18 protein-coding genes and 1 riboswitch are annotated in these 22,663 nt (G+C 74.9%); of the genes, 8 read left to right on the top strand and 10 right to left on the bottom strand.

The features are described 5' to 3' along the window. Positions 1-30 precede the first annotated feature (30 nt). Genes ACFC0B_RS04185 through ACFC0B_RS04165 form a run of 5 tightly spaced genes read right to left on the bottom strand, consistent with a single transcriptional unit; the run spans position 31 to position 5,259 of the window. Positions 31-780: a class I SAM-dependent methyltransferase gene (locus ACFC0B_RS04185; RefSeq protein WP_376081842.1), complete on the bottom strand. Its 750-nt coding sequence runs from the start codon at positions 778-780 to the stop codon at positions 31-33. Beyond that, positions 749-2,014 carry an MFS transporter gene (locus ACFC0B_RS04180; protein ID WP_376081840.1) on the bottom strand — a complete coding sequence of 422 codons (1,266 nt, stop codon included), beginning with the start codon at positions 2,012-2,014 and terminating at the stop codon, positions 749-751. Before ACFC0B_RS04180 ends, ACFC0B_RS04185 begins: the two co-directional genes overlap by 32 nt. Further along, positions 2,007-3,272 (bottom strand): ATP-grasp domain-containing protein, encoded by a 1,266-nt coding sequence (locus ACFC0B_RS04175; RefSeq protein WP_376081837.1) that lies wholly within the window; start codon positions 3,270-3,272, stop codon positions 2,007-2,009. The genes ACFC0B_RS04180 and ACFC0B_RS04175 overlap by 8 nt, the downstream gene beginning before the upstream one ends. Further along, positions 3,269-4,291: a cysteine synthase family protein gene (locus ACFC0B_RS04170; RefSeq protein ID WP_376081834.1), complete on the bottom strand. Its 1,023-nt coding sequence runs from the start codon at positions 4,289-4,291 to the stop codon at positions 3,269-3,271. The genes ACFC0B_RS04175 and ACFC0B_RS04170 overlap by 4 nt, the downstream gene beginning before the upstream one ends. Further along, positions 4,288-5,259, bottom strand: coding sequence for a hypothetical protein (locus tag ACFC0B_RS04165; RefSeq protein WP_376081833.1), 972 nt, complete (start codon positions 5,257-5,259; stop codon positions 4,288-4,290). Before ACFC0B_RS04165 ends, ACFC0B_RS04170 begins: the two co-directional genes overlap by 4 nt. Positions 5,260-5,412: 153 nt before the next feature. Then, positions 5,413-5,570: riboswitch (cobalamin riboswitch) on the bottom strand. A gap of 282 nt (positions 5,571-5,852) precedes the next feature. On the opposite strand from ACFC0B_RS04165, the gene ACFC0B_RS04160 reads away from it, so the two are divergent. Continuing rightward, the gene (locus tag ACFC0B_RS04160; RefSeq protein ID WP_376081831.1) at positions 5,853-6,842 is read left to right on the top strand and encodes a ferric reductase-like transmembrane domain-containing protein; all 990 of its coding nucleotides are present in this window, start codon (positions 5,853-5,855) and stop codon (positions 6,840-6,842) included. Between the two features lie 147 nt (positions 6,843-6,989). On the opposite strand, the gene ACFC0B_RS04155 is transcribed toward ACFC0B_RS04160, so the two are convergent. Then, positions 6,990-7,763, bottom strand: coding sequence for a hypothetical protein (locus ACFC0B_RS04155; protein WP_376081829.1), 774 nt, complete (start codon positions 7,761-7,763; stop codon positions 6,990-6,992). A gap of 206 nt (positions 7,764-7,969) precedes the next feature. On the opposite strand from ACFC0B_RS04155, the gene ACFC0B_RS04150 reads away from it, so the two are divergent. Further along, a complete protein-coding gene (locus ACFC0B_RS04150; protein WP_376082403.1) occupies positions 7,970-9,136 on the top strand; it encodes a GDSL-type esterase/lipase family protein in 1,167 nt (388 codons plus the stop codon). A 30-nt stretch (positions 9,137-9,166) separates the two neighbouring features. Here the strand turns inward: ACFC0B_RS04150 and ACFC0B_RS04145 are convergent, their stop codons facing one another. Continuing rightward, a complete protein-coding gene (locus tag ACFC0B_RS04145; RefSeq protein WP_376081826.1) occupies positions 9,167-9,952 on the bottom strand; it encodes an alpha/beta fold hydrolase in 786 nt (261 codons plus the stop codon). A gap of 204 nt (positions 9,953-10,156) precedes the next feature. On the opposite strand from ACFC0B_RS04145, the gene ACFC0B_RS04140 reads away from it, so the two are divergent. Next, a complete protein-coding gene (locus ACFC0B_RS04140; RefSeq protein WP_376081824.1) occupies positions 10,157-10,624 on the top strand; it encodes a hypothetical protein in 468 nt (155 codons plus the stop codon). Between the two features lie 50 nt (positions 10,625-10,674). Here ACFC0B_RS04140 and ACFC0B_RS04135 read toward each other — a convergent pair whose 3' ends face one another. Further along, positions 10,675-11,217 carry a hypothetical protein gene (locus ACFC0B_RS04135; RefSeq protein ID WP_376081821.1) on the bottom strand — a complete coding sequence of 181 codons (543 nt, stop codon included), beginning with the start codon at positions 11,215-11,217 and terminating at the stop codon, positions 10,675-10,677. Between the two features lie 176 nt (positions 11,218-11,393). On the opposite strand from ACFC0B_RS04135, the gene ACFC0B_RS04130 reads away from it, so the two are divergent. From ACFC0B_RS04130 to ACFC0B_RS04115, 4 genes are all read left to right on the top strand, one after another. Beyond that, positions 11,394-14,300: a BTAD domain-containing putative transcriptional regulator gene (locus tag ACFC0B_RS04130; protein ID WP_376081819.1), complete on the top strand. Its 2,907-nt coding sequence runs from the start codon at positions 11,394-11,396 to the stop codon at positions 14,298-14,300. 113 nt (positions 14,301-14,413) lie between these two features. Next, positions 14,414-15,463, top strand: coding sequence for a Rieske 2Fe-2S domain-containing protein (locus ACFC0B_RS04125; protein WP_376081816.1), 1,050 nt, complete (start codon positions 14,414-14,416; stop codon positions 15,461-15,463). Positions 15,464-15,617: 154 nt separating this feature from the next. Then, positions 15,618-16,172 carry a hypothetical protein gene (locus ACFC0B_RS04120; protein ID WP_376081813.1) on the top strand — a complete coding sequence of 185 codons (555 nt, stop codon included), beginning with the start codon at positions 15,618-15,620 and terminating at the stop codon, positions 16,170-16,172. A 200-nt stretch (positions 16,173-16,372) separates the two neighbouring features. Next, a complete protein-coding gene (locus tag ACFC0B_RS04115) occupies positions 16,373-17,773 on the top strand; it encodes a carbohydrate-binding protein (RefSeq protein WP_376081811.1) in 1,401 nt (466 codons plus the stop codon). A 260-nt stretch (positions 17,774-18,033) separates the two neighbouring features. On the opposite strand, the gene ACFC0B_RS04110 is transcribed toward ACFC0B_RS04115, so the two are convergent. Together ACFC0B_RS04110 and ACFC0B_RS04105 are read right to left on the bottom strand one after the other, a co-directional pair. Continuing rightward, on the bottom strand, positions 18,034-18,696 hold the full coding sequence (locus ACFC0B_RS04110) for a GNAT family N-acetyltransferase (RefSeq protein ID WP_376081809.1): 663 nt from the start codon (positions 18,694-18,696) through the stop codon (positions 18,034-18,036). A 115-nt stretch (positions 18,697-18,811) separates the two neighbouring features. After that, entirely contained in the window at positions 18,812-19,267 is a 456-nt protein-coding gene (locus tag ACFC0B_RS04105; protein ID WP_376081806.1) for a hypothetical protein, read from the bottom strand. Between the two features lie 474 nt (positions 19,268-19,741). On the opposite strand from ACFC0B_RS04105, the gene ACFC0B_RS04100 reads away from it, so the two are divergent. Beyond that, on the top strand, positions 19,742-22,663 hold a 2,922-nt coding region (locus tag ACFC0B_RS04100), incomplete at its 3' end, for a hypothetical protein (RefSeq protein ID WP_376081804.1).

The following is a 22,663-nucleotide window of genomic DNA, read 5'->3' as shown; positions in this document are numbered from 1 at the left end:
GGGGCCGGGGGCGCGCCCCCGGCCCCGCCGTCACGCCGGGCGGACCGCCCGCAGGACCAGCCGCTCGGCGTTCTCGTCGTACGGGCGGCCGTCGAAGCCGCCGAAGACCTCGATCCGCTCGAACCCCGCCTCCTCGGCCATCCGGCGCAGCTCCACCGCGCTGTAGACGAACCACACCAGGGTGGCGCGGGTGACGTGCTCGCCCCGCACCATCACCCAGTCGCTGCGCAGCCGCGCCCAGTCGTCCAGCACCGTGTCGGTCTGGACGACGAGGTCGTCGCCGCGCCGCACCACCTTCGGCGGGGTGACCCGGCGGGCCAGCAGTTCCTTGCCGGCCAGGTCGAGGACGAGCGTGCCGCCGGGCGTCAGGCTGTCGTGCATGGTGCGCAGCACCCGGGCGTTGTCGGCGGGATCCTCGAAGTAGCCGAAGGAGGTGAACATGTTGAGCACCACGTCGAACGCGCCCGGCGCCTCGTACGCGCGCGCGTCGGCCCGTACGAACGTCACCTCGGCGCCGGCCCCGTCGGCCAGCCGCCGGGCCCGCTCCAGCATCGGCGGGCTGAGGTCGACGCCGGTCACGGCGTGGCCGCGCCGTGCCAGCGGGACGCTGAACACGCCGGGCCCGCAGCACAGGTCGAGCACCCGGGAGCCGGCCGGGAAGTCCAGCAGCGGGGAGGAGTCGAGCAGTTCCTCCGCCTGTGCGTGGCGCTGCTCGGAGAACAGGAAGTCGTGGAACTCGGTCCAGAAGTCATCGTCCTGGAACCCGCCCGTCCGTGTCATGCGGCCTCAGTGCTCCTTCGTCGTCGTGCGGTCGGGGGTGGGGCCCGGCGGCGCGGGAGCGCAGCGCGAGCAGCAGCGGGGGCAGCAGCAGACACTGCGCGGCGGCCAGCAGCCAGAACAGCCCGGTGTGGCCGCCCCGTTCGGAGAGGCCGTAGAGCTGTCCGCCGAGGACGCCGCTCGCGCAGGCGCCGAGTCCGGCGCCGAGCCGCTGCTGCCCGAAGACCACGGCGTCCGAGCGCGGGCTGCGGGCCAGCGCCTCCAGGTCGTTCTTGAGGAAGAGCACGATGTCGCCCAGGGTGATCAGCGCCCCGCCCGCCAGCAGCGCGGGCCGGGTGCCGGCGGCGAGCACGGCCAGCCCGGCGGCGAGGCCGGCGAAGCCGGCCGCCAGGGCGAGCGGGTAGGGCATCCGCCGGATCGCGTCGGAGGCGAGCGGCTGCACCACGATGACCAGCGTGAAGCAGAGCAGCAGCACCAGGCTGTAGAAGGCGCCCGAGGCCCGCTGGACCGCGTACATCGCCAGGAAGTGCTGGAAGTGGAAGTACAGGTAGAAGGCGAGCGCGTTGGCCGCGAACGGCAGTACCGCGATCCCGGCCAGCAGGCCTCGCCCGGCCTCCGGCCCCTGCGCCCGTTGCGGCGCGGCCCCGGCGGGAAGCCCCGCGTGGCCGGCGGTGACCAGCACGAACAGCGCCGTGACGGCGAGGAACAGGTAGCCGGGCGAGGAGAGCACGAACGGCCCGGCGATCAGCGGCCCCACCGCCATGCCCGCGTTGAGGGCGGCGTTGCCCGCCGACAGGAACGCCGGCCGGCGCGCGTCGTCGACGCCCCGCACCAGGTACGCCTTGTTGGCGGGCAGGTACAGCGCGGCTCCGCAGCAGGTCAGCACGAGCGCGCCGACCGCCAGCGGCGGCCAGCGCAGCGCGAGCAGCAGGCCGACGAAGCCGGCCGTGCGGACCGTCAGCGCCCACAGCATGGTGCGGCGGAGTCCGATCCGCTCGGCCAGCGCGCCGCCCGCGATCCCGCCGGAGAACTGCACCAGGGAGGCCGCTGCCAGCACGACGCCGACCGTGCCGAGGCCCATGCCGATCCGCTCGTGCAGGAAGACCGACATGAACGGCAGCACCATGAAGCTGCCGAGCGGGATCAGGAACGAGCAGAGCAGCAGGAACCGCAGCGGCCCGTCGAGCGTACCGAGCGCGGCACGCAGCCCCACCGGGCCGGCGGTGCGGTCAGCCACTGTCGGCCCCGCCGCCCTCGCCCCCGGCCGCGGGCGGCGCGACCGGCTCGGTGAGGACCCGCAGGGCGTTGGCGGCGGCGACCGCGTGGTGGGTGGCCAGCTCGGCGGTCTCGCCCTCCGCGTAGACGATGCCCGCGTAGCCGCGGCTGTCGGCCAGGTGCTCGACCAGGTCGCCCGCCGACCTGACCGGGTACCAGGCGGGCGAGCCGGGCAGGCCGGCCAGCCGTTCGAGCCCGGCGACGCCGGTGAACACCCCGGGAGCGGCCGGGTAGCCGAGGACGAAGGCGACGGCCGGGCCGCCGGGCGGTTCGGCGTCCATCAGGGCGGGGCGGCGGCCGAGCGCGGCCTCGACCAGCGCCTCGTACACGTTGACGCCGAGCGCGCGGCACAGGCCCTCGCCGACCAGCGCGCCGCCGATCCGCGGGTTGATCTCGACGACCTCCGGGCCGTCGGCGGTCAGCACGAACTCCACGTGCGCGAAGCGGTCGGTGTAGCCGACGGCGGCGAGGACGTCGCCGAGCCACCGCTCCAGCGCGGCCCGGCGCGGCTGCGGGAACGCCACCGGGAAGGCCGTGATCTCCTCCCGGAAGTACGGCTCGGGGGACATCAGCCGGCTGGAGACGCCCAGCAGCCTGGTCCGGCCGTCCCAGCCGAGCGTCTCGGCGCTGTACACCGGCCCGGCGAAGTACGGTTCGGCGAACAGCCGGCCGCGGAACTCCCGCCCGGCGGCCTCGGCCAGGACGGCGTCCAGCTCCGCCGGGTCGCGCACCAGCCAGACGTTCTGACTGCCGGTGCCCGCGGTGTCCTTGAGGACGGCGGGCAGGCCGGGCTCCTTGAGGAGTGCCTCCGCCGCCTCCGGGCCGGTCCCGGTGACCGGTACCGCCCGGCCGCGGGTCAGCCCGGCCTCGTACAGCCGGCGGCGCACCGCCGACTTGTCGCGGGTCAGCCGCAGCACGGCCGGGTCGAGGCCGGGCAGGCCGAGCCGTTCGGCGAGTTCGGCGGCGACCAGCGTCCAGGTGTCGGTGGAGCTGATCAGGCCGCGCGGCCGGGGGGAGCGCTCCAGCAGCGCGGTGAGCCCGTCCACGTCGAAGGTGTCGGTCTCCACGACGTCCAGCGCGTCCGCCGGCAGCCGCTCCAACTCGTAGGTGTAGTAGGAGGGGTCGCGGGTGAGCAGGGTCAGCCGCTCGCCGAGCGCGTCGGCGGCCCGCACCAGGTGGCCGAGGCCGAAGGTGAGCGATTCCAGGCAGACGATGCTCATGCCGCCCGCTCCTCGCGCTGCGGCGGGCACGCGGTGCGCCGCCAGGCCATCGTGGACCAGGGCATGGACATCTCCTCGGGGGCGGAGACCTCGACCGGTTTCAACGCGGCCGGGTCGGGGGCCTCGGTGTGCCGGGCGAAGACGCGCTCGACGTAGCGGTGACCGGTGTCGGCGCCGATCACCAGGTGCAGCCGGTCGGGGTGGCGGCGCGCCTCGTAGGCCGCGGCCAGGTAGCCGGCGCCGGTGGACAGCCCGGCGAAGACGGCGTGGTCGCGCAGCAGGGCGACGGTGCCCGCCATGGCGTGGGTGAAGTCCAGCCAGTGGATGCCGTCGTAGAGGTGGTGGCGGACGTTGTCGAAGACGATGGACGAGCCGATCCCCGCGATGATCGCCTCCGGGTCGTGGTGCCCCTGGCTGCCGAAGGTGACGCTGCCGAAGGGCTGCACCCCGACCAGCCGCACCGAGGGATCGGAGGCGCGCAGCCGGGTCGCCACCCCGCCGGTCGAGGCGCCGGAGCCGACCCCGCCGACGACGGTCAGCGCGGCGCCGGGGAAGGCGGCCGTGATCCGGTCGGCGACCTCGTGGTAGCCGAGGTAGTGGACGTCGTCGTGGTACTGCCGCATCCAGTGCCAGTCCGGGTGCTCGGCGAGCAGCTCGCGCACCCGCCGCACCCGCAGCTCCTGGTCCAGCTTGAGGTCGCGGGAAGGCACGACCTGCTCCACGGTGGCGCCGAGGATCTCCAACTGGGCGCGGGTGGTGGCGTCGACGGTGGTGGAGGCGACGATGTGGCAGCGCATGCGGTGCCGGTGGCAGGCGAGCGCCAGCGCGTAGGCGTAGATGCCGCTGGAGCTGTCCACCAGGGTCTGCCCCGGGCGGACGGTGCCGCGCTCCAGCAGGTGGCGGACCGCGGCGAGCGCCGAGTAGATCTTCATCGACTCGAACCGGACCAGCACGAGGCCGTCGGTGAGCCGGACGAGATCGGGGATCTTCAGGGCGTCGGCGATGTGGGGGTGGATCACCTGTAGCCTCCTTGGGCGAAGGAACACTGGTGGCCGAGCGAGTGGAAGAACGCGGACAGGTCCGACTTGAGCGCGGCGTCGGGGCGTCCGGGGAGCAGGTAGCCGATCAGGCAGCCGGTGTGGGCGACGAAGATCCCGTCGGCGCCGAACTCCTCGCGGTGGGCGAGCAGCGCGTCGAACGTCGCTTTGGGGAGCACCTGTTGGGAGAGCGCGGCGCTCGCCGTGGCCGTCCGCGCGACGGCGGCCGGGTCGCCCGCGGCGAAGCCCTTCAGCAGGTCGGTCAGGCAGCGCCGGTACTCCTCGCCGTGCCGCCGGTAGTGTCCGAGCAGCAGGTCGGTGACGGCGGCGGTGTCCACCGTCCCGGGCTCGGTGATGTACGCGGTGTGGAAGCCGATGCCGGTGCCCAGCCGCCGCACCACCCGGTGCCGGCCGCTCAGGTGCAGGGCGAACTCGTCGAGGAAGACGCTGTCGGCCCGCTCGATCTCGCGCAGGACCGCGAGCACCACCCCGGTGTCGTACGGCAGCGCGAAGATCCGGAACAGGCAGCGCAGGGTCGCCACGATGTCGGCGGTCGAACTCGCCATGCCCACCCCGACGGTGAGCTCGGAGTGCACGCACCAGCGGCCCGGCGGCAGGGTCAGCCCGAAGCGCTCCAGGAACAGCCGGGCCGCCGTCGCGGCCTTCGCCCCGAGCGGCAGCGGGTCCGGCGGGTCCGTCCCCGGGGTGAAGTGCACCCAGGAGTGGCGGTCGACGGGGAACGACACCACCGCGATGTCGGGGCGGGAACCGGCGCGCAGCGGTCCCTGGTAGAGCTCGCCCAGGGTGCCGTGGCAGACACCGGAGAGCGTGCCGCCCGGCGGCGGGGCGGGCCGGGCCCCTCCGGTGGGGGTCACCATCGCGCCGCCGGGGCCCGCCGGGGGGCGGGCCGGTGGGCGCCCGGTGCGGGCGGGCGGAACTCGCGCGGTCACGGACACGTCCTCCTCCTCGTTCCGAGCCCCGCGTCATGACCCGGAGGAGGAGGGCACGGCGCGTCGTCGCACGCCGCGCAGCCGTCCGTACCGCCGACCCAGTCCACGAGGTCACCGTGCACAGCCCGCACGTGGGGGTGCGGGCGCAGCGGCAGGTCTTCGGACTCGCGGGCCGGTGCGCCGAGAAACCGGCGCACACCTACCGGCCGTCGCTTCCCGGGCCGGGGCGGAGCCCGGCCCAGTGCTGTTGACGGCTTTCGTTCCCACTCACCGCTGCGGGACAGTCCCGGTTTCCCACCGGGTTCCCTCTTGCGTCGCGCCGCCGAAGTCCGGTCGGTCGGGAGGCGCGAACCGGCTGCGGACATGAGCATACGGGGGCTCGCGCTCCGGTGGCAGGGCTCGTGCGGACGGTTGTCCGAATGCGATCGGTCCGCGGGCCGGGGCGTGGGGCGCCGCGGCGGACGGGCCGTCGGTCCACGAGCCACTCTGGCCGGATACGGGCTCGGCAAGCCGGAACGCCTCCGCCACACTGGTGCGTCCCACGCCCGCCGCACACCGCCCCACCGGTGTGCCGCCGTTCCGGAAGGTCCACGATGCTGCCTGAGCCGACGCCGGGGGACGACGCTTCGGACGCCCCGCCGCCCGCCGCCGGGAGGCGGCCCGCCGAGCGCGTCGCCCTCCGTTCCGACCTGCGGGCCGCGCTGCCCGACGCGAGCGCGGCGGTCGGCGTCACCGCGGCGGTGTTCGTGCTGCTGTACGTCCGGATGGACGCGGGCACCTCGGCGACGGTGGCGGTCATGCCGTTCATGGACGACTCCCGCACGTACTGGATGTACCTGCTGAGCCAGGCGTTCGGCTGGTCGGGGCTGCTGTGGGCCTGGGGGACGGTGGTGCTCGGGCTGCTGCTCTCCGGTCCGCGGCCCGGTCGGCTGCCGGTCGCCCGGCAGACCCTGGAGCGCTGGCACCGCACGACGAGTCTGACCACGACGGCCCTGATGTTCGCGCACGCGCTGCTGTTCGCGGCCGAACTCGTGCGCTACGAGGCCGAGTCGGCGTGGGGCGACCGACTCTGGTCGGGGTTCGCCGACAGCTTCGTGCCCGGCTGGTACGACTCCGGCACCGGCCGCACCGCCATCCCGCTCGGGCAGGGCGCGCTCTACCTGGCCGTGCCGCTCGGCCTGCTGTTCTACGTGCGGCACCGGATCGGACCGAACACCTGGCGCCGGCTGCACCGCTTCGTGGTCGTCGTCTACGTGCTGAGCGTCTGGCACACCCTGCTCTACGGGACCAACGTGTGGTTCGGCGAGTGGCCGCGCACTGTCCTGTGGCTCCTTCAGGTCCCGCTCGCCGTCCTGCTGCTGGCCCGGCTGCTGCGGCCGGTCCGGCGGGCCGAGCGGCTGGCGGCGCCGGGACGGGGCGGGGCCCGGTCGCTGCCGGCCTGGACGGTGCGGGCGCTCGGGCGGGTCGCGGTTGCGGCCCTCGCGGTCGGCCTGATCGCGGTGGCGGCGTCCGGCCACGACGGCGGGCGGACGCGTGCGCCGGCACCGCCGGCCTCCGGCGGACAGGCCGACGGCACCGGGTGAGTCACCGTCCCCGCGGGCGCCGCCGTCCGGCCGATCCGAACGAGCACGGCCGCCTCACCGCCGTCCTGACGGTGGGTCGAAACACCGGGTGCTCCCGGGCACGGGGCCGGGCCCGATCTCCTCCGGCTCGCGGCGCCACCCCGGCGGCTACCTCGGCCGCTCCCCCGGGGCGTAGCGGGTGGTGAAGCCGAGGACGGCGGCGTAGCGGCCCTCGGCGGGCTTCAGCACCTCCATCGGCCGCAGGGGCTGCCAGGTCAGGTACTCGGAGCGGGCACGGTCGTCGTTGCGGTGGCGGCGGGTGCCGTACTCGGCGTACCAGGAGTCCTCACCGGGGGGCAGGCTCATCCGGCCCGTCATGCGGGCGACGTCCACGTCGAGGGACGTCCGTACCGGCTCGGCCGCCGGCCGCCCGAACCGCACGGACGGGGCGATCGGGCGGGCGGCCGCCTCCGCCAGCCGCTCGGGCGAGGTGTCGCCACCGGGGCTGTGGGCGTAGTCGTCGGCGGCGATCAGGCTCCCCCTTCCGTCGTCGACGCCCTGCCAGCCCTCGGCGTCGAGGTAGCGGTCGAGGTCGGCCAGGCGGGTGCGGATGTCGGTCGTGTCCAGGGCGAGGTAGAGCTTGACCGTTCGCTCGCAGGTCGGCGCCGTCCAGTTGCCCCGGCCCCACATGGCGGACTCGACCTCCGTCCAGCAGACGTCGACCGTCGACGTCCCCAACCGCTCGACCCACGGCAGCAGTTCGGGCAGCCGGGCGATCCGCCCGTCGGTGTCCCGTTCGGCCGCCCGCCGGGCCTCGGCGGTCGCCGGGGCCTTCACCAGGGCCCGCAGGTCCGGGGGGTCGGGGGTGGCGAAGGCCCGGTGGATCGACCACAGCATCCACCCGGCCAGCGCGACCAGCACCACCAGGAGAGCGACCAGCACCCTCCGCACCCCGGCCCAGACCACGATGTCCTCCCCCGCCCCGCGCTCACCCTGCCCGGCATCGTACGGGCATCCGGCCGGCCCCCGGCGGGCCGGGCCCGGGGGAATCGGCGGACCGGCCCGTAGGCTCGGGGAGGGGCCCGATGGCTCCGGCCGAGTACCCACCCGGCCGGACGGGCCGGAGCCGAGGAGCGATGGCAGTGGCGATGCGGGAGTATCCGCTGGTGGGCGGGCCGGTGGAGGTACGGGGTGCGCTGGATCTGGAGAGGACGCCGGCGGGAGTGATGCCGCGCCGATTGCCGGCGTGGACCACGGAGCAGTACCAGGACCCGTCGGTCTACGGGGGGACGGTGATGCCTTCGGGGGTGCGGCTGGTGTTCCGCACCGACGCGCGGGTGCTCGAATTCGAGGTCCTCACCTCCACGGGCCAGCTCGACGGCGACCCCCGACCGCGGCCGACCGGGATGCTGGACCTGACCGTGGACGGTGCTCTCGCCGAGCGCCGGCAGGCGCCGTTGGGCCATGTGGTGCGGATGGCGGGCCCCGGGGCCGCGCAGCGGCTGATACCGGGAGAGCCGGGAACGGCACGGTTCGACGGGCTGCCGGCCGGTATGAAGACCGTCGAGCTGTGGCTGCCGCAGCAGACCCCCACGGAGCTGGTGGCGCTCCGTGCCGACGGCGAGGTCCTGGCGCCGCTGCCCGACGGCCGGCCCCGCTGGGTGCACTACGGAAGCTCCATCAGCCACTGCCTGGAGGCGGACGGACCCACCGGCACCTGGCCCGTGGTCGCGGCGTCGCTCGGGGGCGCGGAGGTGACCAACCTCAGCCAGCCGGGCAACGCCATGCTGGACCCCTATGTCGCCCGGACGATCCGCGACCTGCCCGCCGACCTGATCAGCCTCAAGACGGGCATCAACATCGTGGGCCGGACCACCTTCCGGCTGCGGACGTTCGGCCCGGCGGTGCACGGATTCCTGGACACGATCCGGGACGGGCACCCGGACACCCCGCTGCTGGTGATCTCCCCGGTGAGCTGCCCGGCGCTGGAGGATCGTCCCGGCCCGACCGCGGTGGGCCCGGACGGGAGGTTCACCGCGCTGGGCGACCCGGCCGACGTGGCCGGTGGGGCGTTGTCGCTGCAGGTGGTCCGTGACGAGCTGGCGAGGATCGTGGCCGTCCGGCAGGCGCACGATCCCCACCTGCACCACCTCGACGGACGCGACCTGCTCGGTCCGGCCGAGGTGGACGACCTCCCCGACGGGCTGCACCCCTCCCCGGCCGCGTACCGCCGGATGGGCGAGCGCTTCGCCGCCCACGCCTTCGCCGACGGGGGCCCGTTCCGCACCCGCCCGCACCCGCGGCCGGCCGGATAGGCGGGACCCGGCCCGCCTCCTGCTCCGCGGCTACTCGGCGAGGAAGGGCGCCAGGACGTCGACGAGTTCCGCGGGGGCGTCGACGGCGATGAGGTGGCCGGCGGTGGGGAACTCGACCAGGGTGGCGTCGGGGACGGCCGCGGCGTAGCGGCGGCCGATGGCCCGGAAGTCGGGGACGTCGAGGCCGCCGGTCGCCACCAGGGTGGGGACGGTGATGGTGGCGAGGTCGCCGTTGGTGACACCCTGGGAGTGCTCGCCGACGGCGGCCTGGTTCACCAGGGAGGTCCGCAGGGGGCCGCGGAGCCGGTCGGCCACTCCCGGCGCGACCTCGTCCCAGGTGCGGGCCGGGCCGCGGACCCACATGTCGAGGTTGACGCCGACGGCGGTGTCGAGGTCGCCCGCGGCCAGGGCCGCCGTCTCGGCCTCGTCGTAGGCGATCATCTCGGCGGACCAGTCGTAGCCCGGCCACGGCGGGGCGAGCAGGGCCAGCGCGTGCACCCGGTCCGGGTGGGTGAGGGTGAAGTCCACGGCCACCCGGCCGCCCCAGGAGGCGCCCACCAGCCGGACGCGCTCGTGGCCGAGGTGGTCCAGGAGGCGGCGCAGGTCGTCGGTCTCGCGGAAGGGGCCGGTCGGGGGCGCGGACTCGCCGAAGCCGCGCAGGTCGTAGCGGATGACGGTGTGTCGCCGGGCGAGCGAGGGGGCGACCGCGTCCCACATCCGGTGGTCCGCGATGCCCGCGTGCACGAGGACCACCGGCGGACCGTCACCGGAGACGACGTAGGAGAGGTGGCCGAGGTCGTCGGCGAGTGTGAGCATCCGCAGATGTTCGCAGGTCGCAGGCGCATGCGCCACCCCTTGACGATCATCGTCGGCGCGACCGGTGCGCCCCCGTCCGCCCGGTTGCGCCCCGGGCGGGAGCGACCGGTGAGGTTTACCGTTCCCGCCGGGGTGCCATATCCGAGGCTCAGGCCCGATCCGGCGCTCGGCCGGAGCGGGCCGGCCGAGGGAGGGGACACCCGGATGACAGACACCCACCGGTCCGCACTGCGGTACACCGCCGACATCACCGCGGAGGACATCGACGGCCTGGCCCGGTTCATCGCGCGGCGGATCGTCCTGCTGCGGGAGGGGGCCGGCCCGTCGGGGAGCGAGGAGGAGCGGATCGGGGAGGCGCTGTCCCAGACCGTCGCGGCCCTCACCGGGAGTGCGCGGGAGGTCCTCGGAGCGCTCGCCGACCGGGCCGCGGAGGCCGGGGCGGCGGCCGCGGCGGAGCCCGGAGCGGAGGCCGCGCCGGAGGAGGGTGGGGACGGCGGCGCGGTGGAGGAGCTGATGGTCCGGCTCAGCGGGCTGTGGCGGTACCTGCTGACCGCCGCCGAGGCGTGGAGCCATCTGCCGGACTACGACGTGGCGCGCTGGCGGCTCGACGGCCATCTGGACGCCGAGCACGAGGCCCGGGACCGCTGGCTGGCGGGGGGCGGGGCCTGGTAGCGGCCGGGACCGGCCCCGGCCCGGGTGGGCGGGGCCGGTCGCGCGGGACGTCAGCTCCAGGGGTTGGCGGCCTGGTCGTTGATGTTCACCCAGAAGCGGACGTTCTTCGGCAGGTTGCCGTTGGCCCAGAACGTCCAGCCGCCGGGCAACGCGTAGCCGTCGCCGTAGTGCCCGTCGTGGAACTCGGCCTGCCGCCAGTTGCGGCCGAACTGCTGGCGGCAGATGGTGTTGGCCGCCTCCGGGCTGGTCAGCTCCGTCCCCTTCACGGGGCGGCTGATCTCCACCTCGCCCAGGGCCCAGCCGTTGTAGAAGCCGATGACGATCCCGGGCGGGGCCGGCCGGTTGTCCTGGTTGAGGCAGAGCACCGGCAGCGAGGTGTAGGCGGGGGTGTCGCCGTGGTACGCGTCACTGGCGCTGCCGCCGGGTCCGCCGACCTGGATGGCGTAGCCCGCACCGTAGTTGAGGAGTTCCCAGGTCATGCCGGGGTGGTTGGCGGTCGGGGTGGCCTGCGCGGTCGGAGCGGCGGTCAGCGGGGCGAGGGCGGCCACGACGGTGGCGGCCGCGACGGCGGCGAAGCGCTTGACGCGGATCATGGGTGCTTCCTCCAGGCGACTGAGGGGCGGGGTGATCACGGCGCCGCGACCCTGGGGGCCCGGCCCACACCGACCCTCTCAATCACGCGCACGATTCTGGCATGATCTAGTCATCAGATCGTCACCACATGCGACGACCCGACAGCGGTGTGCAAGACCCTGGGGAGGGGCAGCGCATGGAGTTCGCGATTCTGGGTCCGCTGGAGGTCCGGACCGACGGGGGCGAGCGGGTCCGGCTGGGGGGCGAGCGCCAGGAGCGGCTGCTCGCCGCACTGTTGCTCAACGCGGGCGGCGCCGTACCGGTGGCCCGGCTGGTCGACGCCGTCTGGGACGACCGGCCGCCGGCCACCGCCGACCGCCAGATCCGCAACCTGGCGGGGCTGCTGCGCCGGGGCTTCCACCGCGCCGACCCGGCCGGGCCGCCCGCGCTGCAGACCGACGGGCGCGGCTACCGCCTCCTGCTCGACGGCCACCGGCTGGACGCCCGGACCTTCGCCGACGCGGTCGCCCGCTCCCGCCGGACGGCCGCCGCCGGTGAGCCGTCCGCCGCGGCGGCGGACCTGCGCGAGGCGCTCGCGCTCTGGCGCGGCCCCGTGCTCGACGGACTGGCGGGCCGGGTGATCACGGCGAGCGCCGTACCGCTGGACGAACTGCGGCTCACCGCCTGGGAGGACTGCCTCGACCTGGAGGCGGCGCTCGGACGGCACCGGGCCGGCCTTCCCGAGCTCACCGCGCTGGTCGCCGACCATCCGCTGCGCGAGCGGTTCGTCGGACAGCTGATGCGGGCCCTGCACGCCTCCGGCCGGACGGCCGACGCCCTGGCGGCGCACCGGCGGTTCACCACCCGGCTCGCCGAGGAGCTGGGCCTCGACCCGGGCCCGGAACTGCGGCGGCTGCACCTGGAGTTGCTCACCACCGAGGCGGGCCGGGAGGGCGGGCCGCGCCCGGTCCCGGGCGGCGGGCCGGACGACCGGCGGGACGGCGCGGACCAGGGGGAACGGGGGGAACGGGGGCGCCGCGGGGACCACGACGCCGTACCCGCGCCCGCCCGGGCCGCGCCGCCCCGGCCCGCCCAACTCCCACCGCCGCTCGCCACGTTCACCGGCCGCGCCGCGGAACTCGCCGCCCTCGACCGCTTCGCCGACGCCGCGGCGCCCCTGGCCGATCCCACCTACGCGGCCGATCCCACCTGCCCGGCTGATTCCACCTTCCCGGCCGATTCCGACTTCCCGGCCGACGCCACCGCCGTCACCGGCGGGCCCGCCGCCCGGATCTGCGCGATCTCCGGCAGCGCCGGGATCGGCAAGAGCACCCTGGTCGTCCAGTGGGCGCACCGGCGGCGCGGCCACTTCCCCGGCGGCCAGCTCTACGCCGACCTGCACGGCTTCTCCCCCGAACCACCGCTGCCGCCGCACGCCGTGCTCGCCCGCTTCCTGCGCGCCCTCGGGGTGCCCGGCGAGCAGGTGCCGAGCGTCCCCGAGGAGGCCGCCGCGCTCTACCGCTCGCTGCTGGCCGGCCAGCGGGTGCTGGTCGTCCTGGACAACGCGCGCAGCGCCGAGCAGGTCCGCCCGCTGCTCCCCGGCGCGCCGGAGTGCCTGACCGTGGTCACCAGCCGCTCCGGCCTGGCGGGGCTCACCGCCCGCGACGGCGCCCGCCCGCTGACCCTCGACCTGATGCCGGCTCGGGACGCCGTCGCGCTGCTCGACCGCGTCATCGGCGGCCGGCGGGCCCGGTCCGAGCCGACCGCCGTCAGCGAACTGGCCGCCGTCTGCGGCCGGCTGCCGCTCGCCCTGGCCATCGCGGCCAGCCGCCTCGCCGAACGCCCCGGCCGGACGGTCGCCGACCACGTCGCCGAACTGCGCGACACCGGGGACCGGCTCACCGCGCTGGCGATCGACGGCGACGCCACCTCGGCCGTCCGCGCCGCCCTCGACCTCTCCTACCGCGCGCTACCCGCCACCGCCCGCACCCTCTTCCGGCTGCTCTCGCTCGCCCCCGGACCCGGCCTCTCCACCGCCGCGGCGGCCGCGCTCTGCGGCGAACGCGCCGCCGCCGTGCGCCCCGTCCTGGAGCAGCTGACCACCGCCCACCTACTCACCCACGAGGGCGGGGACCGCTACCGGCTGCACGACCTGCTGCGTCTGTACGCCGCCGAGCGCGCCGACGCCGAGACCGGCCGGGCGGTGCGCGCCGCCGCCCGCGAACGGCTCGGCAGCTGGTACCTGCACCACGCCGACGCCGCCGCCCGGCTGCTCACCCCGCACCGCCGGCGGATCCCGCTCGCCCCGCCCGGTGCCTGGTACGAACCGCCCGCCTTCACCACCGCCGCCGAGGCCCAGCGGTGGTGCGAGAGCGAGCACACCCACGTGCTGCGGGTGGTGCGCACGGCCGCCGCGGACGGCCCGGACGACCTCGCCTGGCGGCTGCCGGTGGTCCTGTGGAGCTACTACTTCACCAGTCCGCACCTGGACGACCACGAGGAGGCCGCCCGGCTGGCGGTGGCGGCGGCCGGGCGGGCCGGCGACCGGTACGGCGAGGGCCACGCCCGCAACGACCTCGCCACGGTACTCGGAGCGCTCGGCCGGCACGACGAGACGCTCGCCGAACTCCGCCTCGCCCGCGCCCTGTTCGCGTCGATCGGGGACCGCAACGGCGAGGCCCACGTGATCGGCAACCTGGGCGACCACTGTCTCAGCACCGGCGCCTACGGCCAAGCGCGGCTGCATTTCCAGGGCGCGCTCGCGCTGCTGCGGGCGCAGCCGGAGGACCTCCGGGACGACTGGGCGATCCGGGTGTGCGAGACCAACATCGGCGTCACCGCGATGTGGGCGGGCCGCGACCGGGAGGCGGGCGAGTACCTGCACCGGGCCCTGGACCGCCACCGCTCCACCGGGGACCCGGTGCTGGAGAGCTTCACGCTCTACTACCTGGCGGACCACCACCGCCGACTGGACCACCCGGAGCAGGCGGCCGAGCGGCTGCGCCAGGCCCTCGCGCTGATCGACGGCACGACCGGCAACCCGCGGCTGCGCGCCGACGTCCTGTCGGCCCTCGCCGACCTGGGCGAGGGCCGCCACACCTGACCGCCCGGCCGCCGTCGCCCCCGGGGTCGGATCGCGGCGGTGCGGGTGATCGCGGCGGGTGTCGCGTACGGCGCTGCGCGGCAGCGAACGTTTGCCTACCTACCGTGTGCCCCATGACCACCGAAGACGACAGTCCCCGGGCCACCGCTCCCCGGTCGGCCCGCCCACCCCGGACCGCGCCCGGCGGCGACGGGCCGGCGCTCCCGACGCCCAGTGGCTGGTTCTGCCTCGCCCTCTCCCGCGAACTGCGCCGGGGCGCCGTGCTGACCCGGAGGTTCGCGGCCGAGGACGTCGTCCTCTACCGCACCCGTGGCGGCCAGGTCCGCGCCACCCGGCCCTACTGCCCCCACATGGGCGCCCACCTCGGCTTCGGCGGCACGGTCGAGGGCGACACGCTGGTCTGCCCGTTCCACCGCTTCGCGTTCGGGGCCGACGGCTCCTGCGTCAGCGACCCTGACGGCGTGCCGCTGCGCACCCGGGTGGAGCACCTCCCGGTCCTCGAACGCAACGGCTTCCTGCACGTCTGGCACGGCCACGACGACGCCCCGCCGACCTGGGAGCTGCCCGCCCTGCCCGACGCGCGGGTGCGGCCCACGGCACACTGGGCCGTCGAGGTGGACACCCACCCGCAGGAGGTCATGGAGAACGTCGCCGACTACCGGCACCTGGGCACGCTCCACCGCCTGACCGTGCGCCAGGTGACGCCGCCCACCCCCGACGGGCCGTACCTGCGGACGAACCTGCGCTCCACCGCGGGCCGGATCCCGGTCTTCGGCGGGCTCTCCTGGGAGAAGTCGACGCTGATGGCGGGGCTCGGGTGGACGCTCACCCAGCTCGAACTGCCGCGCTTCGGCATGGCCGTCCACCTCTGGGGCCTGCCCACCCCGACCGGCCCCTGGCGCACGGTGCTGCGGGTCGCGGCGGCCTGCGAGATCACCGACCCGGGCCGCGTACCGGGCCTGAACCTCCCGGCGGCCCGGGCGGCACTGACCAGGGCCGTCGCCCGCTCCACGCTGCGGATGACGGCCCGGGTCATCCTTCAGGACGTGCCGATCTGGAACCACAAGCGGTACGAGCCCCGGCCCCGGCTCGCCGCCGGAGACCAGTCCGTCGGCATCTACCGGCACTGGGCCCGCCAGTTCTACCCGACCGGCGCCAACTGACCGGCCGGTCCTCCTCGCCCACGGTTGACCGGCCGGCTGCCGGGGACCGGTCCGTCCCCCGGAGGGGTGGTCGTGGGGGCCGGACGGCACGGCGGGCGGCGGGGCGGGGGCCGGTCGTGGTCGGATGGGCGGTCGGCGCGGGAAGGGCGGGGCGGTGCGACGGCTCAGGGCGGTGGCGGTGGTGGCGGCGGCGGTCGTGCTCGCCACCGCGGCGGTCGCGCCCACCGAACCGCCCGGCGGGGGCGGTACGGGGGCGGAGCGGCCGGCGGACGAGGCGGGCGGGCCGGGCGCGGCGGGCAGGTCCGGCGGGGCCGGCGGCCTCGGGGCGATCGGTGCGATGGGCGGGTTCGGGGGCTTCGGCGGGATCGGGGCGGGGCGGCTGCGGCTGCTGGCCGGTGTGCTGCGCCAGGACCGGCCCGGAAGCGGCTGGTACCTGGTCGGCGGGGCGCACCTGGTGCTCGGCCTGGAGGTGGCCTCCGCCGACCACCAGCAGATCGTGCTGCGCTTCCCGCCCGCCCGGCGTGTGGTGTCCGTGCTCTGCGGGCCCGACGAGACGTACGCGCCGCTCGGCTACACCTGCGGCGCGTCGGTCTCGCTGGACACGGTGACCGTCCGGCTGGGGCGGGCCGGGCGGCTCGCCGACCCGGTGTCCACGGCGGCCGGGCCGTACGCGAACTTCTGGCTGCTGGGGCTGGTCGAGCAGCGCTGACCAACTCCGGTCCGCTGCGGCGGTCTTGACGCAACGGTCCACGAAAAGGTGTTCTGTACCACGGAGTCCGCCGGTCGCCGGCCGCGCGTCCCGGCGGGGGTATAGCCCGGGGCTGTACCCCCGGGTGACATCTCCCCCGCCGTCGGACGGGGCTCCTACGGTTTCCCGCAACCCCCACACCCTGATCGCGGGAGACCCCCATGCTCCGACGACCCGCCAGGGCCGCGTGCGCCGTCCTGGCCACCGCCGCCCTCGCGCTGACGGCCCTCCAGGGCACCGCCGGCGCCGCCGCCCCGGACCCCGGATCCGCCGCGGCCGTCCGCGCCGCCGCCTCGGCCGCCGCGAACGCGCCGGACACCCTCGCCGTGGCCGCCGCCACGCCCGCGGTGCTCGACGCGCTGCAGCGCGACCTCGGTCTGACGGCCGGCCAGGCGCAGGCCCGGATCGTCAACGAGGCCCGCGCCGGCGCCCGGGCCGGAGCGCTCGCCCAGGGCCTGGGCACCCGTTGGGCCGGCTCCTGGGTGGAGGGCGCGGACGCGGCCGGGCTGGCCGTCGCCACCACCCGGGCCGCCGACGCCGCGACGATCCGCGCGGCGGGCGCCCGGCCGGTGGTCGTCGCGCGCCCGCTGGCCGCGCTGGACGGGGCGCTGGCCGCACTCGACCGGGCCGCCGGGCGCGGCGCGACGGGCCGGGCGGACGCGCTCGCGGCGCCGGTGCGCTTCGTCGACGTGCGCGGCAACACCGTGGTGGTGCAGGCCACCGACCCGGCCGCGGCCGAGCGACTGATCACGGCCGCCGGGGTGGACCGCGCGGCGGTCCAGGTGGAGCGGGTGGCCGAGGCCCCGCGGCCGCTCTACGACCTGCGCGGCGGCGACGCCTACTACATCGACGGCAGCAGCCGCTGCTCGATCGGCTTCCCGATCACCCGGGGGACCACCCAGGGCTTCGTCAGCGCGGGCCACTGCGGCCGGGCGGGCTCCAGCACGACCGGGTCCAACCGGGTCTCCCAGGGCAGCTTCCAGGCCTCGGTCTTCCCGGGCAACGACATGTCCTGGGTCGCCACCAACAGCAGCTGGACGGCGACCCCGTACGTGAACAGCGCGTCCGGCGCGGTGAGCGGCTCGGTGCTCCAGCAGGTCGGCGCCTCGGTCTGCCGGTCCGGCTCCACCACCGGCTGGCACTGCGGGACCATCCAGCAGCACGGCACCAGCGTCACCTACCAGGAGGGCACCGTCTCCGGGGTGACCCGCACCAACGTGTGCGCCGAGCCCGGCGACTCGGGCGGCTCCTTCATCTCCGGGACGCAGGCTCAAGGCGTGACCTCGGGCGGCACCGGCAACTGCTCGCAGGGCGGCACCACCTACTTCCAGCCGGTCAACCCGATCCTGCAGGGCTACGGGCTGACGCTGAAGACGGACTCGCAGGGCCCCGGCCCCGGCCCGGGCCCGGGCAACCCCGGTGGCACCTGGGCGGCCGGCACCGTCTACAAGGCCGGTGACACGGTGACCTACGGCAGCACCTCCTACCGCTGCCTCCAGGGCCACCAGGCGCAGGTGGGCTGGGAGCCGCCGAACGCGCCGGCGCTGTGGCAGGCGGCCTGACCCGCCGGCCGGCCGGCCTTCGGCGCCCCGGTACCTCCGTCCGCAGGACGAGAACACGACGGCGGGCCGGCGGTGTGAGACCTTGGACGGGGGCGAACCACCAAGGAGGCCCGATGTCCTCGAAGCGCCGCCGCAAGAAGAAGGCCCGCCGCAAGGGAGCCAACCACGGCAAGCGGCCCCAGTGCTGAACCGGCACTGAGCCCGCCGCCGGGACCGCCGCGCCGGTCCGGACACCCCGTCCGGACCGGCGCGGCGGCATGTCACGCCCCGGCGGACTCCGCCGGCCGGGGCGCGTAGTACAGGCTCGCCATCGACGCGCGGACGCTCCAGCCGAGGGCCGAGTACAGCGCCCGCCCCTCGGGCGTGGCGACCAGGAGGCCGGTGGCGGCCCCGCCGCGGTGACCGGCGTCCCGCAGGGACCGCATCACCAGCGAGCCGAGCCCCCGACGGCGGTGCCCGGGGTCGGTCTCGATCTGGTCGGCGACGGCGGTCGCCCCGGTGACCGCCAGCTGGCCGCGGGCGGCGAACCGGCCGTCCTCGGTGCGGACCAGCACCCGGACCACACCGCCGCGCGACCAGCTGGTGAGGGTGTACCCGGCGGGCACGACCGGGCGCTCGGCGGCCAGCGGGACGGTCATCAGGTAGCCGGGAAGGTCGTACTGCCAGCCGGGCCCGAGCCAGGGACGGACGGTGTCGTCGTCGGCGAAGAGCTTCAGCCAGGTCCCCGGCGCGGTGGTGGCCGCCACCAGCTTGCGGACGTCGGCCTCGACGGGTTCCGGCAGGACGTGCCGGGCCACCTGCTTCGGCTGGCCGACGTCGATGCTCCAGCCCCAGGGCTCGTCCACCGGATCGGCCGCACCGCGCGACACGATCCAGCCCTCGACCCACGCCCGCACCAGCTCGTTGACGGTGGGCTCGTCCACCTGCCACCCCCTGTAAGAGTCACTTGACGAGTTGACATCTTACACAACTCCGGCGTCGGGGAGGGGCGGGGCCGGGACCCGACACGGGACGGGCGCGGACCCCGGCGGCGAACCGTCAGAAGCACAACCCCGGGGACTCGGCCCAGCCCGAGGTGTAACCGCCGTTCGTGTACCACATCCGGGTGTAGTAGCAGTACCCCGGCGCCCCGCCCGCGAAGGCCTCGCCGCGGTAGTAGCCGTTGCCGGGGCCGACCACCCCGGCGTTGACCACCGAGCCGAAGCTCGTGGGCTCACCCGCCTGCCACACGGGCTTCCAGCCGATCTGCAGGTAGATCCGGATGTCGGTCTGCGGGCTGTTCACATAGCCGTAGCCATCCGACCCGTTGGAGACGTAGGCATTGATGCACGGGTTGAGCTGCACCCCGCTCGGGTAGCTGCCGGGCGCCGTGTAGCCCCGACAGCCCCCGCCGGTGGCGGCACTGGCACTCCCCGACACGGCGAGCGGCAGCAGCGCGCCGGCCGCGACGGCGACGGCGAAGCCTGCCCTGGCCCTGCGACTGATCTTCCCCATGATGTCCCTCCCCGGGCCGGCGCCCGATGCGCCGGCCGCTCCGTCGACGGCCGGCCCCGCCTTCCGGGACCGGCCGAGGCGATGCTGCCACCCGCCGCCGGACCTCCCCCAGGGTTCCGGCCCACTCCGGACAGGCCCGGACGGGCCTGGACGGGCCTGGACGACCTCGGACGGGCCCGAGCCACGACGCGACGGCCCGACGACCGGCCCGACAACCGGCCCGACGACCGGATCGACGACCGGATCGACGACCTCACCGGCGCCCCCGCATGAACACCCGTCAGGCCGACCCGTCGCACGCACCGGGGTGAATGCGTCCACGTTCGGACGCATTCAGACGATTTGTCAGATTTTCAGACGACATACTACAGCCATATGGTCACCGTGGGTAGCTATCTGCCTTCCGTACGTACTCGGTCCACGGTTTCCTCCCCCACCACGTCACACCGGACCGTTCGACCGAAGGGAATCGTCATGAGGCGCTGTCCACCCACCAGCGGGCGCCAGCGAAGACACCACGGACCGGCCGGGCTCCGCAACCGCCTCACCCGGGCCGCTCTCCCCCTCCTCCTCGCGCTCGCCACGGCGTCCGGCTCCTTCGCCGCTCCCGCGCTGGCGCACGCTCCGTCCGCTCCCGCCGCCGGCGGCCAGGCCGTTCCCGCCGACGGCGGCGCCGCCCGTCACCCCGGCCGCCAGCAGCCCGTGACCCTGGCGAAGACCGGCACCGACGTCACCACCGGCAGCACGACCCAGACCACCCACGGCGACACCGTCCGCTGGGTCGTCTCCGCGACCAACCCGGACGGCGCCCCCGTCAGCACCACGATCACCGACGCGATCCAGGGCGGACCGGGCAGCACGCCGCAGGCCCAGACCTACGTCCCCGGGTCGCTCCAGGCGCCCCCCGGCTTCACCAGGCAGTGGTCCACCGACGCCGGTACGACCTTCTCCGGCACCGACCAGGGCACGGCCACCAACGTCGTCCAGGCGACCAACCCGCTGCTGGCGTCGCCGGCGACCGGCCAGGTGGTGCAGATCCCGCCGCCGTTCACCCCGGTCAACACCGCCACCGGCGGCGACGGCTTCACCCCCATCCTCTACACCGCCACGATCAACGGCGTCCCCACGCCCGAGGTCTGGAACATCTACCACCACGGGTTCTCCAACACGGCCAGCGTGGTCTGCACCGACCTGCTCACCAACGGCCCGTGCCCGAGCCCGACCGGAGCCCCCGCCAGCTGGCCCCAGCCGCTCAACTCCTCGGTGGCCGGCGCGACCACCGGCGACCTCGGCAGCACCCGCACGCCGACCTACGTCCAGTCCGGCTCCAAGCTGTACTACGCCGCGGTCAGCCGGGTCACGTACGCGGTGATCGGCGTCGGCTGCATCGACCTCCAGGCCCAGGCCAGCTGCGGCTTCACGCCCCTGCAGACCGGCACCGGCTCGGTCGTGGGCGGCGTGGTCGAGGCGCCGAACAACCTGATCTACGCGGTGTCCGGCACCGGCGAGATCCTCTGCTACGACCCCGTCGCCAACGCCTCCTGCGGGACCTTCCCCATCGCCCTGCCCCCCAACGAGGGCCAGGGCGGCTTCGGCGGCGACTTCGTCGGGACCATGAGGGTCATCAACGGCAAGATCTACCTCACCAACAACCAGCTGGCCCCGCTGCCCACGCTGATGTCCTGCTTCGATCCGGTGACGAACGCCGCGTGCACCGGCTGGTCCGTCCCCAAGATCGTGGTCACCCCGCTCGGCGTCGCCCCCGCCCGGGCCGACAACGTCTTCGAGATGTACGACTCGGCCGGCACCGTCACCGGCGTCTGCTCGGTGGTCGGCGGTGTCTACCTCGCGGTCAACCCGCCCGTCGGCACCGTCGTCTGCTTCAGCCTGACGGGCAGCCCGATCGCCGCTCCCCCCGGGCTCCAGACCCTGGTCAGCACCAACGTCGCCACCGGCGAGGCCAACTACCAGGTGCCGCTGACCATCACCGCCCCCAACGGGCATCTGGAGACCGAGTTCCCGTTCTGGATCTACACCGGCAACACGCCGACCCTCAACAGCTCCGAGTTCTGCTACGACTGGAACCTCCAGGCCCCCTGCGCCCAGTACGGCACCAACGGCGTCGTCAACGGCCCGCCCACCGTCAACGGCGGCTACACCAGCCCGTACGGCTTCGCCTACGACGGCCAGTGCAAGTACAGCCTCGGCGACGTCGGCTTCCTGTTCTCGATCGACCCGGTCACCGGCGCCTCCCCCTGCCTGAAGACCAAGGCCCAGAGCACCCTCAACCCCTCGGCGTACTACTGCGACGGGGCCACCGGACACGTGCGGTCGTACGGAACGGTCAGCCTCTTCGACATCGACCCGACGACCGTGGACTTCACCCAGTCCTCGGTGACCGTGCTGGCCTCCGACGGCACCACGATCGGCACCTTCCCGTTCAACCCCGCTACGGGAACGGCGGACATCTCGTCCGTCCCGACCAGTGACTCACCGATCCAGGTGATCGCCAACCTCACCCTGATCAGCGGGTCCTCGTTCACCCCCGACAACCACCCGAAGATGCAGGTGACCTTCGTCGGCGACGCGCCGCAGATCTGCTTCGAGACCACGGTGTCGGCCGACTGTGCAGTCACCTCCGTCTCCAACCAGGCGTCCGCCGTCACCAATGGCCAGCCGCCGGTCACCTCCAACACGGTCACCCTCCAGGTGACGCCGGGTGCCTCGTGCACCCCGGCGCTGACCATCAACAAGGAGGTCTGCACCTCCACCAACGCCGCCGACTGCGCCGACGGCGGCCCCGGCCCCTGGGCCAAAACCACCACCATCCCCACCGGCACCACCGCCTACTGGCGCATCACCGTCACCAACACCGGCACCGTCCCCGTCACCGGCATCACCCTGACGGACAGCGTCTCCCCGTCCTGCGTCACCGCAGCCGGAACGTTCGACCTCGCCGTCGGAGCCTCCCACCAGGTGTTCTGCGACCTGACGAACGTCACCCAGCACACCGTCAACACCGTCACCGCCTCCTTCCCCGGACCCGGCGGCACACCCATCACCACACCGCCCTCCGAAGCGACCGTCGACGTGACGCCGCCGGTCATCCCGTCCATCAGCATCAACAAGGAGGTCTGCACCTCCACCAACGCCGCCGACTGCGCCGACGGCGGCCCCGGACCGTGGGCCAAGACCACCACCATCCCCACCGGCACCACCGCCTACTGGCGCATCACCGTCACCAACACCGGCACCGTGCCGGTCACCGGGATCACCCTGACGGACAGCGTGTCGCCCTCGTGCGTCACCGCAGCCGGAAGCTTCGACCTGGCTGTGGGCGCTTCGCACCAGGTGTTCTGCGACCTCACCAACGTCACCCAGCACACCGTCAACACC

The organism is Kitasatospora sp. NPDC056184, from assembly GCF_042268405.1.
Lineage (GTDB): Bacteria > Actinomycetota > Actinomycetes > Streptomycetales > Streptomycetaceae > Kitasatospora.
Note: the sequence above shows the minus strand (reverse complement) of the source record. Positions and strands in the feature narration are given on the sequence as shown.